Consider the following 15,686-nt stretch of genomic DNA (forward strand, 5'->3'; position numbering starts at 1 on the left):
TTTAAGCAGTCCGAAATTTTGGTTGTCTATGCGAGGAAGGAATCTAAATGTTGGTAAGTCGTGTCTGGGTGCTATTACCCTTTCAATCTACTCTTGCTGTTGTCTTATCTTCATTACCGCATGCGGTTCTAAAAGCTCTAAAAACTCCCAATCTGATTCGGGAACGTCTATGCCCGATCACTACAATATCCTGCCAAACCAGGGACTGGAAAGGCCAGAGAGTATTGTTTATGACGAATTAAAGGACGTTTTCTATGTGTCAAACGGGAAGGATTATGCTCCAGGGGATCAGGGTTTTATTTCCAAAATATCCGGAAGTGGGGAACTGATCAGCCTGAAATGGGTCAGTGGACTTAACAGGCCTACCGGAATGGCTATTCATAAGGATCAGCTGTATGTTGCGGATGTCAATTCTTTGAAGATCATCGATACCGAGACAGCCGAGGTCATTGATCAATTGCAGGAACCTCTACCTAATTCCGGAATCAATGATGTAAGTATCAGCCCGCAGGGCGAAGTATACCTCAGTGCTTCGGCAGTACATGCTGTTTTTAAAGTAAGCCAGGATCAACTAGAGGTTTGGCTTACCGATGCGGAACTGCTTAAATGGGCTAATGGAATATCCGCAGGAGAACAAAGCCTCCTTGTTGGCGGCTTCCACTTAACCACAATTGATAAGACTTCCAGGGAAATCACCCAACTGGAAACTCGACCGGCCATTGAGGACATTGATGGTCTTTGGCCGGACGGCAAGGGAGGTTATTTTATCAGCACTGTTGGTTCAAGCGCTTTATGGCAAATGGATGCCTCACTTCAGGCTATTGAGCTTTTGAGCTCAGATTCCCTTTACTTCGGGGACCTGGAATATGTACCTTCCAAGTCGGCGATCTATGTGCCAAGAGGTAATTCGGAAAGCAATAGCTATTGCATCTCCGTGGTTAAAATTCAATGAAATTGCTACTTCCATTCGGCTTTGGCGGCCGCAAGATCCGTTGTGAATTTCGGGTTTTTAAGCATTGCTGTTAACATTTTATGAGCCAGGACCCTTGCGGCTTCTTCATCACTGGGGTAGTGGATCCCCATAATTTCACGGGATTCTCCAACTTCGTAGGCCAGGTCTAAAAAGGCCTTTCGCCTGGAAGGGACAAGTTCACTCCAGGTAAATGCATGGATATAAGCCCATAGTGTATGCCCGCTTGCAAAAGAAGGAGAAGAAATTCTTGCCAGGGGTTTTAGTTCCGGTTCCAGATGATAGGGCCTGGCCCTCAACAAATGGTACTTTAACGTAAATTCCATAATTCGCATATCCCGGGTCACCCCCTCAAGCAGTTTGGCGGTTTTGGGATAGTTATCCGCATTACAGCTTTCACCAAAAACAGCGCGTCCTTCATAGAAAAGATTGTTTAAATTCTCCTGATGACGAGGATGGTCTGACAACAGATTGACATGAGGCCAATACCCAATAGGAGCAAGCACATTCGTGGAACGACTCTCCTGCTCAGGGCCGCGTTTCTCCTGCCACTCCAGCAAGAAATCCAGTTCTGCCCTGGTCTGATCCGAACTATTAGCCGGAAATTTCACCGATAGTTTTAGTTCTTCAAGCTGTTCAGGAGTCAGGTATTCCGGGGATACCATGGTATAGATAAGCGTTCCGCTGCTGTAGTCCGAAGGAGGAAAAGCAATGGCATCCAGGTCGGCACGCTGTGGGTTGGGTTCCGCACTGAGGTTTTGTAAGGTCTTGTAATGTCCTTGAACGGGTTCAAGAGGATGTAATTCCTGCGCTATAGCTGAAAGGTGTAATAACAGCAGGCTCGTCAAAAAGGTTTTGGCTATCATAGAAATCATATTTATTTAAAATCGTTTATTAGCGATATACGAATTTAATAAAAAGGAAGTACGATTTTGGTTTTTAACATCAAATTAGCATTATTCCGGAGCTTGTGTCTATAATTGGACGAAGGTCCCAAATCTCTTCAGTAGCTCTTTGTTGAGGTAGTAATAGGTGAATTTGTCCTTACTTTCCGTAATGAAAAGGCCTGCATCCTTCAATATTTTTACATGTTGCGAAATAGTGGACTGTGAATAATCAAAGAGCTCTACGAGGTCCTTATTGCAGGTCACATTGTCTACACCCTTACCGCTGTTTTTGGTACCGAGATAACGGACCAAAGCAACTCTTAAAGGGTGGGCAAGGGCATTGGCAATTTCTGCCATCTCAATATCTGTTTCATTGATGTATTTACTGGATATGGCAGCGCGGATTCTCATAGAATTTCTGTTTAATACAAATATACGATATTCATAAAGGCCGGATTGGAATAACCGAAGATGTACTTAAATTACTAACTTCAAACTGGCCAAATAACTATTACTAACTTAAACCAGGAGACGGACATGATCAGAACTGTTGTCAGGGCGGATGCTGATGATATAGCTGCCATCTACAATCATTATATTAAAAACGACATAGCCACTTTTGAAGAAGAGCCCGTGACAGCTGCGGATATTGAAAGGCGGATATCCGCGGTGGTTCCTGAACTCCCCTGGCTGGTTTACGAGGATTCCGGCTCTATCATGGGCTATGCATATGCGTCTAAATGGAACCCTAGGTCTGCCTACCGTTATTCGGTAGAAAGTACGGTTTACCTCAAAGCGGATGTCAAAGGAAAAGGTATAGGTTCACAATTGTACAGTGCCCTTCTGCAAAAGCTTAAAGCTCAGAACATCCGTATGGTAATTGGAGGGATCTCTTTGCCAAACGCTGCCAGCCAGCGTTTGCACGAAAAATTTGGATATGAAAAAGTAGCGCACTTTAAGGAAGTGGGGTATAAATTCGGGCGATGGATCGATGTTGGTTATTGGCAATTAAGCATCCATGAATCCGGCTAAACTTCGCCAATTGCAATAGGGTAGGGGATTTTCATCCCCACGGCATTCGGCGCACAACGAACCAAAAGTTATTTGCTGTCCTCGCTATAGGTTTTCCAGTCCTTTTCCTTGTAGATGTCATCCCCAAAATACCTGGCGATGTTCAGGAAGGGTTTAGGTTTTTGATACCCTGGAACAGGCGATAACATATTCAAATCCTCATCCAGGAAAACTACTGTAGGATAGCTCATCCTACCTTGTAACAGAGCGGCTGCGATTTCGTGATATCCTCTTCGGCCAGAAGGCACATAGTTATAGGTCTTACCTTTAAACTCGATGGGATCTTTTCCTTCACCATCCAGTTTCACCATATAGAAGTTGCTGTTCATATACTTGGCTACCTCCGGATTCTGAAAGGTATCTTTATCCATTTTTTTGCACCACCCGCACCAGTCGGTATAGACATCGATAAAGACTTTCTTCGGATTCTTGTCATTTTGGGCCAGGGCCGCAGCCTCTTCCAGACTGAGCCACTGAACCTCCTGAGCCATACTTTGAAAGCCCGTAAGAGACAATGAAAGTATCAGCAATAAGGTTAAAAAAGATTGGGTTTGTGTTTTCATACCGTCTGTTTTAGGTATTAGTCCAATAACTATACCAAAAATAACGAAAATTCTACATCTTTATTTCACCGCTTCTTTGGCCTTCTTTGGCTCAAAGAGCTCCTTGGCGTCGACCTGATTGCGGATAAGGTCGTCAAATGTCTCTCTTTCCCTTATTAGAATGGCTTTTCCATTATGCCAGAGCACTTCCGGAGGCCGAAACCTTGAGTTGTAATTGCTGGCCATAGTAAAGCAATAAGCCCCGGCATTGTGAAAGCAGAGTATATCCCCCTCGGATATTTCGCTGATCCTTCGGTTATTCCCAAAAGTATCTGTTTCACAAATGTATCCGACCACAGAATAATAGCGTTCCCTACCCTTGGGGTTAGAAATATTGACAATTTGATGGGAAGCGCCATAAAGCATGGGTCTGATAAGGTGGTTGAAACCTGAATCGACACTTGCGAAAACAGTGGAAGTTGTTTGTTTTACCACATTCACTTTAGCCAGGAAATAGCCGGCTTCGCTCACCAGGAATTTGCCTGGTTCAAACGCTAGCGTCAGCTCCCGCCCGTATTCTTTACAGAACTCGTTAAACCGGCCGCTGAGCTTTTGCCCCAATTCCTCGATGTTGGTCTGAATATCGCCTTCCTTATAGGGAACCTTAAATCCACTACCAAAATCAATGAATTCCAGGGATTTGAAATGCTTTGCTGTCTCAAAGAGGATCTCCGAGGCATAAAGGAATACATCGATATCCAGAATATCACTTCCGGTATGCATATGAATTCCGTTAATATTCATACCGGTAAGTTCTACAATCCTTAAAAGGTGGGGTATCTGATGAATGCTAATGCCAAATTTGGAATCGATGTGCCCGACGGAGATGTTGGAATTTCCACCGGCCATGACATGCGGGTTGATCCTGATACAAACAGGAATATCAGCATGTTTGCTACCGAATTGTTCCAAAATGGAGAGATTGTCAATATTGATTCGAACTCCAAGCGCTGCCGCTTCTTCAATCTCTTCCAGGGAAACCCCGTTTGGCGTAAATATGATGTCTTCCGGCTTAAAACCGGCCAACAGGCCGAGCTTTACCTCCTGTATAGATACGGTGTCCAGTCCACTACCCAGGCTGTTCATCAACCGGAGTATGCTGAGATTGGAAAGCGCCTTGGCGGCGTAATTCAGTTTTAAATTCTTTACACTTTTAAAGGCATTTGTAAGCCGGTTGAATTGGGAAATGATCTTTTCCGAATCGTAGACGTATACCGGGTCTCCAAATTTCTTTGCAATGTTTAAAAGATCTGTAGATCGCATAATCAGTACATTTCAAACAAAACTAGTTTTCTTCCTATTAATGCGCAAAATAATGTGCAATTATATAAAAATACAACAAATAGTTATATTTATAACAATGGAATATTAAACTACCCTTGCTCTAATCTTTTTGCCTTTGTATTTTTAAGCAAAATTAACCTATGAAGTTACCTTTCTTTCCTCTGCAATCCGTTTTCTTTCCCGGAGAGAAAGTCCCTCTTCACATATTTGAAGAGCGTTATAAGCAATTGATCAACGACTGTAAATCTGAGGCGATCACTTTTGGTATCCCCGTCTACATCAATGATAGCATAGCCTATGGTACAGAGGTGCAGTTGGTGGAGGTAGTCAACACCTATCAGGGAGGGGCCATGGATGTGGTCTGCGTGGCCAGGCAGGTATTTAAAGTACTTACTTTTGACAATGAAATGGAAGGTAAGCTATATGCCGGTGGTATTGTACAGTTTTTAGACAATGTCAACGACGGTGACAAGGCAGCCAAAAGAGAGGTTTTGCTAAAGCTCGAGGAACTTTACAATCTTATGGATGTGCCTTTTTCTCCAATTCCGATTGATCTTTTTAACAGCTACATCCTTGCGCATAAAATGGGACTTTCTTTTGAGCAGGAGTACCAATTGTTGCAACTGGCCAGGGAAAGCGAGCGACTTGGTTTTATCCGATCTCATTTAATTGGAACCATACAGGTTTTGAATGAGGTGAATCGAACCAAGGCCATAATTGACCAGAACGGGCATTTCCGGAACTTTGATCCTTTGGACTTCAAGGATTTCAAGATTTAGCTTTATTTGTTTTGATCATCTTTCGCTGGTAATATATTCATCTTTTTTATCTCAGTTCCTTTGTGATTTCAGCTTCAAAACTCATTTTCATTGAGAAACCAGTCTAATTTTGGGGTTCTAAACCCCACCCCAAAAATAAGTTAGGCGTTTACACTGCAACTAAAAAGCATAGGAAACAAAGTGCAGGTATAAGTTCAAGTTTATATGTTTTAAATGTTGAGTGTTGAGTGTTGAGTGTTGAGTGTTGAGTGCTGAGTGTTGAGTGTTGAGTGCTGAGTGTTAAGTTAAGGGAACTGCTTACTGCCTACTGCAAAATGCCTACTGATCCAGGGGCCAAGGCCCCCTCCCCACAACCAATTTACCCATAGCCACTGCAATTCGCAATCAGCCGGTATTTCCAGAAATTTTTTTTGGGGTCCGAACCCCACCCCATTCTTAATTTAGGTTTTCTTACTGCAACAAACCGGCATTTTGATGGGATATTCCAGCTTTGATCATACTCGCTGAGTTGCGGCACAAAGCCCCATTTGTATTCATTTGAAATCCCTTAATCCTAAAATCCATCCCCGAATATTGATCAACATATCCCGCCCAAACTTCTCAGGACTCTTTACCATAAATTCATTAGGGTAAATGAAGCCCGTTTCCTATTTTTGCTTCCGAACTTTAGAAAGTCAGACCTATGAACCTTCATGAATATCAGGGAAAAGAAATTTTAGCAAGTTTCGGAGTAAGAGTACAAAGGGGTATAGTGGCCCATAATGCCAAGGAAGCCGTAGATGCTGCCAAACAGTTGACCCAGGAAACGGGTACTTCGTGGCATGTGATCAAGGCCCAGATCCACGCAGGTGGACGCGGAAAAGGTGGAGGTGTAAAACTTGCTAAGAACCTTCAGGAAGTCGAATCCATTGCCGGTTCCATCATAGGAATGAACCTGATAACGCCGCAGACCTCCGCTACAGGAAAAAAGGTGCATCAGGTTTTGGTCGCCGAAGATGTCTATTACCCCGGAGATAGCGAACCCAATGAGTTTTATATGTCAGTACTTCTCAACCGTAGCACCGGTAGAAATATGATCATGTATTCCACAGAAGGAGGGATGGATATTGAACAGGTAGCGGAAGAAACTCCGCACCTTATTTTTACCGAGGAGATCGACCCGTCTACCGGCCTATTGCCTTTTCAGGCACGGAAGGTAGCCTTTAACCTTGGACTTTCAGGAGCGGCCTTTAAGGAAATGACCCGTTTTGTAAGTGCGCTTTACAAAGCTTATGTGGAAAGTGATGCCAATCTGTTTGAGATCAACCCGGTACTCAAGACTTCAGATGATAAGGTCATGGCGGTAGATGCCAAAGTATCTATCGACGATAACGCTCTTTTCAGAAGAAAACAATACGCTGAAATGAGAGACCTGAGGGAAGAGAGTCCTATTGAAGTTGAAGCTCGGGCCGTAGGCCTTAATTACGTAGACCTTGACGGTAACGTAGGTTGTATGGTCAATGGCGCCGGACTGGCTATGGCTACCATGGACCTTATCAAAATGGCAGGTGGAGAGCCAGCCAATTTCCTCGATGTTGGCGGTACCGCAGATGCAAAACGCGTTGAAGAGGCATTTAGGATCATCCTTAAAGATCCCGCCGTTAAGGCAATACTCATTAATATTTTCGGAGGCATAGTGCGCTGTGACCGGGTAGCTCAAGGTGTTGTGGATGCCTATAAAAACATGGGTGACGCGATCAAAGTTCCAATCATAGTAAGATTACAGGGTACTAACGCCGAACTGGCCAAAGAGATCATAGACAATTCCGGCTTAGCAGTTCACTCAGCTGTGCAGTTCCAGGAGGCTGCAGACAAGGTCAAGGAAGTACTTGCTTAAACACGGATCACTAACATAACACTAAAGGGACGATCTTTTGATTTCGGTCCCTTTTTTTGTACGCCATAATTGCCCGAACGCCAAATTTTGCGGAATTATCATAAAATTGACTCAATGTCAAGTTAATTTCTAGTTAAACGTAGCATTTATATGTAACACATATTCTTACCAGGCGTCTTTCATGCATATTCATCAATTCATTAACAATTAAACAAACAATGTCATGAGAAAACTTAGTGTAGTTATGGTAGCTGCAATGCTACTGACTGCCGGAAGCATTTTTGCCAGTGATCCGGAAAAGCCCAAATCAGAAAAAGGGTTGTCTTACCAGGTGTGGAAATTATTAAAGGACAATCGCATAGAGGTTGCTGAGGACGAAGACCTTCAGGCGGAGATCCTTATCACCATTAATGAGGATAACGAAATTGTTGTTATCAAAGTCGATTCGGAAGACCAAAAACTCGATCGATTTGTTAAGGCAAGGTTAAACTACAAAAAGGTAGATTTTACCCCCCTGGAAAAGGGTAAGCGTTACATTATCCCGCTTAGGATAACCGCATAACAAATAAGTGAAAAAATGGGTAATGTTTGCTATACGTTACCCATTTTAAATAAGCGTTAAACCTAAGCTAAAATCTTGCCCAGCATTACCAGCCCCAGTAATTTTACCACGTAAAACAGACGCACATAAATTTATGTTAAAAGGAAATCCCATTGTAACATTAATAAAAATAGATCGTCTATTATATCAAATCATCAATTCATCATCACAATCATTAAACAAACAACGTCATGAGAAAATTCAGTGTATTACTAATCACAGTTATGCTTCTTTCCGCTGTTAGCATGAATGCCAACATCGTGAAACCTAAACCCAAGAATCCAACAAAATCACTATCAGCACAGATCGAAAATCTTCTGGATGATAACAATTTTATCGTAGAAAACAACGAGTTGACCGCTAAAGTGAAGTTCACCCTAAACGAAGAAAAGGAAATAGTCGTACTTACTGTAGAAACAGACAATGACCAGTTGGAATCTTTTGTTAAAAGCAGGTTGAACTACCAAAAAGTAAATTTGGAGGATTACCGAGAGGGGAAGATATACCGCGTCCCAGTGCGCATCGTTGAATAATACAGCTTGTTACAATGGGAGAGGTCCTGAACCTGGTTTTTCCGGGCTTCAGGATCTTTTTTTATGCCAATCTCCAGCTATTTTTTCTGTGGACCCCCGGGAAGGGATAAGCCCTTGGATTTAAAGGCCGCAGTCAATACATCGCCTGGGGACTTTGGTTCGTCTTTAGTTCCTCTGAGATAGATCACCAGGCCGTTTAGAAAATTTCTCAATACCTGATCTCCACATGGCCGGTATTTAGGATGTCCTTCGCTACGACAGAAGGCCCCAATCTCACTTTTCGAGATCCTAAAGTCCACCAGTTTTAAAATCTCCACAATTTCGTCGTCCCTGAGCATTAGCGCCACACGAAGCTTTTTAAGCACATCGTTATTCGTCATTTTATTCGATTTTCAGCAAGTTATTGGAAATTCGTCAAGATGTTAACAATCAGCGTATTATTTCCCTATTTTTATACGAAACGCTTTTTTTTATAGTTATTATAAAGCAACTGGCCCTAAACCTACAATATAAATGAGTACCTACGAAGAGAAGTTGAGTATTTTGGCAGAAATGATCGCCTTTGCAAAGGCTGATCATGCTATCAAAGATTCAGAATACGACTTTCTGCTGGGCGTAGCTACCCAATTAGGTGTAGATAAGGCCACTTTTGATTCCCTTTTCAAGACGGAGGTCGAAAAGATTATGCCCAAAACACAGGCTGAGCGCATCGTTCAATTTCATCGCCTGGTACTTCTAATGAATGTCGATCAGGAACAACATCAGATCGAAGTGAGTGAATTGCACAATATTGGGCTCCGCATGGGGCTTCCGCCTTCGGCCATTGAACAGGTACTCACCATAATGCACAAGTATCCCAATAAGATCGTACCTCCGGAAGTACTTATCAGTATTTTTAAGGCACACTACAACTAATTCTCACGAATATAATCCCGCGGAAAAGGGCAATCCTGGCCCGATTTAAGTCCCGAGCTGTAGTATCATTCTTCAAACAGGACATTTTGACATCAAAACAACCTCTAAATACGCCAAAAAGGCAGTCTTTTGGTGTTGGTATAGCCTTTGCCTTAGATAAAGCAAATGTCAAAGTTTAGTTTAATTAAAATATTGAGATATGAGCTTAGTTAGAAGAAATAGTTTGTTTTTTCCTTCTTTAATGAACGAGTTTCTTAAACCAGATTGGTTTGGTGGGATAGAAACAGATGTAAACACACTTCCCGCGGTTAACATCAAAGCCAACGAAAAGGAATTTGAATTGGAGCTTGCGGTTCCCGGAATGAAAAAAGATGATTTTAATATCGAGGTAGACGAAAATGTACTTACCGTTTCTGCTGAAAAGGAGTCCAGGGATGAAGTTTCAAAAGAGAACTATAGTAGAAAAGAATTCGCCTATACCAGTTTCAAGAGATCTTTTTCACTTCCGGAAACAATTGATGAAGACAAGATAAAAGCTTCTTACGAAGATGGTATACTGAAGTTTGTCCTTCCTAAAAAAGAAGAGGCACTTCCAAAACCCAAAAGGTTGATATCAATAGGAAAATAAAAAATTGATTTATGTCAGGCCTTCCTAACAGGCCTGCATAATGGTTGGTTTGTTTAGTTGGTTAGTTAGGGAGCGCTCTCGTTCTGGCAGTCGTCAGTCGGGGGCGCTTTTTTATGAGATTTTGTCCAGATTACAGATTTAGACTAGTCTAAAAATATAAGTTATAATATTATTATTCAGATAAATATAAGACTTTACTTACACTTTTAAATGATATAAATGAAAACTTGAGATATTTTGTCTAAACCAGTGGGGAACGGCACTACTCCTGTGCCTGAAGCGTCTTGATTTCGTCCCTTAATTTGGCCGCTTGCATAAAGTCAAGATCTTTGGCCGCTTTCTCCATCGCCTTTCGTTTATCCCTGATCAATTGCTCTTTCTGATCCTTGGTCAGGTATTCCAAATCAGGTTCTGCTGCGCGCATTTCCTCTTTTTCAAAATGGAAGGTAGAAACCGAATTTTTTGCCAGGGCATTATCCAAACTTTTATTCAAGGCTTTGGGTACAATATTGTGTTCAAGATTATATGCGATCTGTTTTTCTCTCCTGTAGTTTGTTTCGTCTATGGTTTTTTGCATACTCTCTGTTATGGTATCCGCATACATAATAGCTTTTCCATTGAGATGCCTTGCGGCACGACCAACGGTTTGGGTTAGCGATCTGTTGCTTCTCAGGAAACCTTCTTTGTCCGCGTCTACGATGGCCACCAGGGACACTTCCGGGAGGTCCAGGCCTTCCCTTAAAAGGTTAACCCCAATAAGTACATCAAATATGCCCTTTCTCAAGTCCTGCATGATCTCAACTCGCTCAAGGGTATCCACATCGCTGTGAATATAACGGCAGCGGATGGATATTCTGGCCAGATATTTGGCCAATTCTTCGGCCATTCTTTTGGTCAGGGTGGTCACAAGGGTACGTTCATCCTTTTCAACCCTTTGTTGGATCTCTTCTACCAAATCGTCAATCTGGTTGGCACTTGGACGGACTTCGATCTCAGGATCCAAAAGCCCGGTAGGCCTGATAACCTGTTCTACATATACACCCTGGCTATGTTCCATTTCGTAGTCCGCCGGTGTGGCGCTTACATGGATAACCTGGTTCTGCAGGGCTTCAAACTCTTCAAATTTTAAAGGTCGGTTGTCCATAGCCGCTGGCAATCGGAAGCCGTATTCCACCAAGTTTTCTTTTCTGGACCGGTCTCCGCCATACATGGCATGTACTTGTGGGATGGTCACATGGCTTTCATCGACTATCATCAAATAATCATCCGGAAAATAGTCAAGGAGGCAGAACGGCCGTGTTCCGGCTTCCCGACCGTCCAAATAACGAGAGTAATTCTCAATTCCTGAACAATAGCCCAGTTCCCGGATCATTTCAAGGTCGAAGTTCGTACGCTCTTCCAGTCGCTTGGCTTCCAGGGGCTTTCCAATTTCCTTAAAATAAGCCACCTGGTTTACCAGATCTTCCTGGATCTGGTGAATCGCATTTTGAAGGATGTCCTGAGAGGTCACGAATATGTTGGCCGGATAGATATTCAGGTTTTCATAGACCTCGATCAGCTTATTCTTATAAGGGTCAAAAGCTTCGATCTCCTCTATTTCATCCCCAAAAAAATGTATACGGAAAGCGTGATCCGCATAGCCTGGGAAAACATCAATAACATCGCCCTTTACCCTGAAGTTCCCATTGCGGAAGTCCGCCGTAGTCCTGGAGTACAGCCCCTGTACCAGTTGATGCATAAATTTGGTCCTGGAGATCTGCTGATCCTTTTGAATATGGATTACATTTTTCTGGAATTCTATCGGATTTCCAATACCGTAGAGACAGGAAACCGAGGCCACCACCAAAACATCCCGCCTACCTGAAAGCAGGGAAGAAGTGGTGCTGAGCCTTAGCTTTTCAATATCCTCATTTATAGAGAGGTCTTTTTCAATATACAATCCGCTGGTGGGAATATATGCCTCTGGCTGGTAATAATCGTAATAGGATACAAAGTACTCTACGGCATTATCAGGGAAAAACTGTTTGAACTCCGAATATAACTGGGCAGCCAGTGTTTTGTTATGGGCCAGTACCAGGGTAGGGCGCTGAACGCTTTCTACCACATTGGCCACGGTAAAGGTTTTGCCTGAACCAGTAACACCCAGTAGTGTCTGGTATTTTTCTCCGGAACGGATTCCCTCTGATAATTGTTGGATCGCCTCCGGCTGATCTCCCGTTGGCTTGAATGTGGAAACCACTTTGAATTTCATACCCTAAAATTAAGAAATCAAAGAGTAAAAAATCGCGATCGTGAAAGGATTTTACTATCTCTTTAGTACAAAATAGCCCTGGATCTTTTGATTGTCCGAAACCATGGCCACAAACCAGTAATTGTTAGAAGGTAGTGGCTGACCGTTGAATGTTCCATCCCATCCTTTGGTATTTGGCATTATTTGGGCAAGGAATACGCCGTAGCGGTCAAAAACATGAATGTAATCAGGTCTTGTTTGCACATTATCCGGAGAGGGCACAAACTGCCAGTAATCGTTTATGCCGTCCCCATTAGGGGTAAAAAATCTCGGAAAGTCATCTGCGGAAAGTTCTTTAGGAACGTTTCTTTCGGCCCGGCCGCAACCGTTGATATCCCGAACAAATACCTTATTCTCACCATCCGGCAGGTTACTGAAAACCGGACTTAACTGATAAGGGCCTGAAGGGTCGTTTAAGGCGTATTCGTAACTTCCCTGACCCGTGGTTTGTATGGTTATTTGTTTCCTGCCATCAATTCTGTCAATGAGAATTTCTGATATTACGGGGCGTTCGGAGGCCACCACCAGGAATTGTTTTGTCTCAGAACATTCAACGTCTCCGGCCGCCTGGCTTACAATATTGAAGGCCTCATAGCGGTATCGGCCAACGTTTGAAAGCGAAACCTCAGCTCTGTCCGATATCAAGGTCTCACTGCCGTCCGGATGGATCCTGTACCATCTGAACCCATCGGCTTCATCCGGCGTATCTATAAGGGTGGACGACTGATTGATACAGATGCTCACCCGGTCCGGAAACTTCAGCATTGGTCTTGGAAATACCAGTTCTCCTACGTCCGGATCAAAAAAGGCCTGGCAACTGGTATCTTCAACCCCTGTAGTGAACATTTCCAAAGGACAGGATGTGGGTTCACCATTCTCATTGTAAGGAATTATCTTGACATAAATATCAGTATCAATAGGAAGATCCCCTGTAGGATTGAAGATAAGCACATTCCCTACGTCGAAATTCTCGATAATATCAAAAGAATCCTGGGAAGTCCCTATAGAAATTCGATACCCAGTGGCTTTGGGAGCGTAATTCCAGGTAATGTCGCTACTGGCATTCACCACAGTTTCACCGTCTGCCGGACTGTCCAATGTGGTACATAGCGGTGGAACGGTAACATCCTCTGTCCAAAAGGACTCCACCGGACAAACCTTCAGGGGTTGATCTGCAATAAAGAGGCTGATAGTGACAAAAATTTGAGTATTCTCTGGTAGCCCTACTTCAGGGGTATAGGAATTCGTGAGGCCCGCGGAACGTTGGTTAAGGATCTCGGTTCCTCCCGGTGTGGTACCAAGAGAGATGAGATATCCGATTATTCCGTCAACCACCGGCCAGGTTATTGTGGCATCTACGGGAACGCCTATAGAACCATCCGCTGGAAAGGTCAGCCTGGGGCATTCCTGGGAGCTGACGTAAATGCCCATCAGAAAGCAAAGAATTAAAAGCAATCTTTTTTTCATGACGTTCAGGTTGACCACATTTCCTGGCCCACCTTATCGTTTTAGGGCAAAATGCCCGGTTATCTCATTATCTGAGGCATCTCTGGCCTTAAACCAATAGTCTGCAGAAGGGAGTTCAGTTCCGTTAAACGTTCCATCCCACCCCTGGGATAATGGATCCATTTGAGTAATCAGGCGGCCGAAACGATCGAAAATAAAAATATCGGCCACGTTAACTTCTCCGGCTACAGGCGGAACGAACTGCCAGAAATCGTTGATGCCATCTCCGTTAGGGGTAAAGAACTTTGGAAATCCTTCCAGAGTAAGATCCTGAGTGATTTCATAATCCACGGTGCCACAGCCATTCCTGTCCCGAATGTAAATGATATGGGTTCCGGGGCTAATGCCTTCAAAAACGTTGTCTATCTGGTAGGGCCCTTCCGGGTTGTCTATGGCAAATTCATAATCTCCTATACCATCCACTTCCACCTGTATTCGCAAACCGTTTCCAACTTCTCTTATATCCACGTTACGAACCGTCGCAAGTTCAGAGGAAACCACATTAAAGGTTTTGGTGGTGGCGCATTCCACAACACCCGTGGCCTGAGGTATTTCGTTATAAGCTTCGTATATGTATTCCCCGTTCTCCGAAATAGAAACTTCTGCGGTACTCGAGATCAGTATTTCGTTGCCAAACTCATCCACCTTATACCACCGGAAACCATCGGCCACGTCCGGAGAGGTTATTACCAAAGGGGTGGTATTTTCACAGAATGAAACCGTATCCGGAAATTCTATTTCCGGGTTTAGGGTAACCAATTCACCGGTGTCCCGGTCTATAAAAGGGCCGCACCCCAGAATAGTAGTAAATGATTCCTGCTGGCAGCCGATAGCCTCTCCGGCATCGTTAAAAGGGACAATAGTGATAAAGAAAGTTTTGTTGGGATCAAAGTTTATTACGAAGGTTGAATTTGTGAGAAATTCGTTATTATCCAATATCTCGGCTGTAAATGGTGATTCCCCGATGGTAAGTCTATAGCCATCGGCCCCGGGTACTGCTGTCCATTCCAAAAAAGGTGTAAGAGGTACGTTGATAGCGCCATCTGCCGGACTTATCAAAGAGGTACAACCAGGTAAGACTGCAATATCCCCGGTTGTGAAGCTTTCTTCCTGGCAAGGCGCAGGGGAACCATTATCATTTACGGGAACAACCGTGACATAGATCTGGGTGTTTGGCGGGAAGTCCGCTGGCGGTTGATAAGACAGCACATTGCCAACAGATTGGTCATTCAGAATATCATTCCCTCCCGGAGTTGTACCTATATTCAATCGGTAGTCCGTGGCGGTTGGCGCGTAATTCCAAACGATGTTGGTGCCTACATTGACGTCTGTCGCATTGTTAAGTGGGTTCCGAAGCGAAGTGCATAAAGGTGCCGTGGTTATATCTTCTGTTCTGAAAGTTTCAGTGTTACAGGTTATATCGGGTCTGTCGAAGAAAAAAAGCGTAATGGTCACATAAATCTGTGTATTTTCCGGGAGACCTAACGGAGGGGTATAGGTAGTGGCACTCCCAACAGGCCTTTCGTTCAGTATTTCTGTCCCCCCTGGTGTGGTCCCAATGGACAAAATATAACCATTGATCCCTTCAACAGCACTCCAGCTAATATCTGCGTTGACCGGCACATTGGTGGCACCATCTACCGGTGAAGTGAGGTCAGGGCAACTTTGGCCATGCAAGATCAGGCCCACAAGGAGAAGTACTCCTAAAACCAGATTTTGTATGTGACCTTTGCTTTTCATTATT

At 43.6% G+C, this 15,686-nt stretch carries 15 protein-coding genes and 1 pseudogene; 8 read left to right on the top strand and 8 right to left on the bottom strand.

Annotated features, from left to right (window positions below; all coding sequences use genetic code 11):
* The first annotated feature begins 28 nt into the window (after positions 1-28).
* Entirely contained in the window at positions 29-952 is a 924-nt protein-coding gene (locus GTQ38_RS04490) for an SMP-30/gluconolactonase/LRE family protein (protein ID WP_161434286.1), read from the top strand.
* A 5-nt stretch (positions 953-957) separates the two neighbouring features.
* On the opposite strand, the gene GTQ38_RS04495 is transcribed toward GTQ38_RS04490, so the two are convergent.
* A complete protein-coding gene (locus GTQ38_RS04495) occupies positions 958-1,836 on the bottom strand; it encodes a phosphatase PAP2 family protein (RefSeq protein ID WP_161434287.1) in 879 nt (292 codons plus the stop codon).
* Positions 1,837-1,944: 108 nt separating this feature from the next.
* Positions 1,945-2,268 carry an ArsR/SmtB family transcription factor gene (locus GTQ38_RS04500; protein WP_161434288.1) on the bottom strand — a complete coding sequence of 108 codons (324 nt, stop codon included), beginning with the start codon at positions 2,266-2,268 and terminating at the stop codon, positions 1,945-1,947.
* 126 nt (positions 2,269-2,394) lie between these two features.
* Between GTQ38_RS04500 and GTQ38_RS04505 the strand changes: the two genes are divergently transcribed.
* A complete protein-coding gene (locus tag GTQ38_RS04505) occupies positions 2,395-2,889 on the top strand; it encodes an arsinothricin resistance N-acetyltransferase ArsN1 family B (RefSeq protein ID WP_161434289.1) in 495 nt (164 codons plus the stop codon).
* Between the two features lie 68 nt (positions 2,890-2,957).
* On the opposite strand, the gene GTQ38_RS04510 is transcribed toward GTQ38_RS04505, so the two are convergent.
* Positions 2,958-3,419, bottom strand: coding sequence for a thioredoxin family protein (locus GTQ38_RS04510; RefSeq protein ID WP_394350960.1), 462 nt, complete (start codon positions 3,417-3,419; stop codon positions 2,958-2,960).
* A gap of 132 nt (positions 3,420-3,551) precedes the next feature.
* Positions 3,552-4,793, bottom strand: coding sequence for a diaminopimelate decarboxylase (gene lysA, locus GTQ38_RS04515; protein ID WP_161434291.1), 1,242 nt, complete (start codon positions 4,791-4,793; stop codon positions 3,552-3,554).
* Between the two features lie 161 nt (positions 4,794-4,954).
* On the opposite strand from lysA, the gene GTQ38_RS04520 reads away from it, so the two are divergent.
* From GTQ38_RS04520 to GTQ38_RS04535, 4 genes are all read left to right on the top strand, one after another.
* Positions 4,955-5,593, top strand: coding sequence for an LON peptidase substrate-binding domain-containing protein (locus GTQ38_RS04520; RefSeq protein ID WP_161434292.1), 639 nt, complete (start codon positions 4,955-4,957; stop codon positions 5,591-5,593).
* 682 nt (positions 5,594-6,275) lie between these two features.
* Entirely contained in the window at positions 6,276-7,469 is a 1,194-nt protein-coding gene (sucC, locus tag GTQ38_RS04525) for an ADP-forming succinate--CoA ligase subunit beta (RefSeq protein WP_161434293.1), read from the top strand.
* A 223-nt stretch (positions 7,470-7,692) separates the two neighbouring features.
* A complete protein-coding gene (locus tag GTQ38_RS04530) occupies positions 7,693-8,031 on the top strand; it encodes a hypothetical protein (protein ID WP_161434294.1) in 339 nt (112 codons plus the stop codon).
* Positions 8,032-8,261: 230 nt separating this feature from the next.
* Positions 8,262-8,603, top strand: coding sequence for a hypothetical protein (locus tag GTQ38_RS04535; RefSeq protein WP_161434295.1), 342 nt, complete (start codon positions 8,262-8,264; stop codon positions 8,601-8,603).
* Positions 8,604-8,737: 134 nt separating this feature from the next.
* Here the strand turns inward: GTQ38_RS04535 and GTQ38_RS04540 are convergent.
* Positions 8,738-8,983: pseudogene (locus tag GTQ38_RS04540) on the bottom strand (DUF1456 family protein); the annotation flags it as partial.
* A gap of 133 nt (positions 8,984-9,116) precedes the next feature.
* Here GTQ38_RS04540 and GTQ38_RS04545 point away from each other — a divergent pair.
* Positions 9,117-9,518 (top strand): tellurite resistance TerB family protein, encoded by a 402-nt coding sequence (locus GTQ38_RS04545; protein WP_161434297.1) that lies wholly within the window; start codon positions 9,117-9,119, stop codon positions 9,516-9,518.
* A 199-nt stretch (positions 9,519-9,717) separates the two neighbouring features.
* A complete protein-coding gene (locus tag GTQ38_RS04550) occupies positions 9,718-10,146 on the top strand; it encodes an Hsp20/alpha crystallin family protein (protein ID WP_161434298.1) in 429 nt (142 codons plus the stop codon).
* Between the two features lie 262 nt (positions 10,147-10,408).
* Here the strand turns inward: GTQ38_RS04550 and uvrB are convergent, their stop codons facing one another.
* Genes uvrB through GTQ38_RS04565 form a run of 3 tightly spaced genes read right to left on the bottom strand, consistent with a single transcriptional unit; the run spans position 10,409 to position 15,682 of the window.
* Positions 10,409-12,397 (bottom strand): excinuclease ABC subunit UvrB, encoded by a 1,989-nt coding sequence (uvrB, locus tag GTQ38_RS04555; protein WP_161434299.1) that lies wholly within the window; start codon positions 12,395-12,397, stop codon positions 10,409-10,411.
* 54 nt (positions 12,398-12,451) lie between these two features.
* Entirely contained in the window at positions 12,452-13,903 is a 1,452-nt protein-coding gene (locus GTQ38_RS04560; protein WP_161434300.1) for a T9SS type B sorting domain-containing protein, read from the bottom strand.
* 33 nt (positions 13,904-13,936) lie between these two features.
* Positions 13,937-15,682, bottom strand: a complete 1,746-nt coding sequence (locus tag GTQ38_RS04565; protein WP_161434301.1) for a T9SS type B sorting domain-containing protein — start codon at positions 15,680-15,682, stop codon at positions 13,937-13,939.
* Positions 15,683-15,686: the final 4 nt, after the last annotated feature.

The organism is Poritiphilus flavus (genome assembly GCF_009901585.1).
GTDB classification, from domain to species: Bacteria; Bacteroidota; Bacteroidia; order Flavobacteriales; family Flavobacteriaceae; genus Poritiphilus; species Poritiphilus flavus.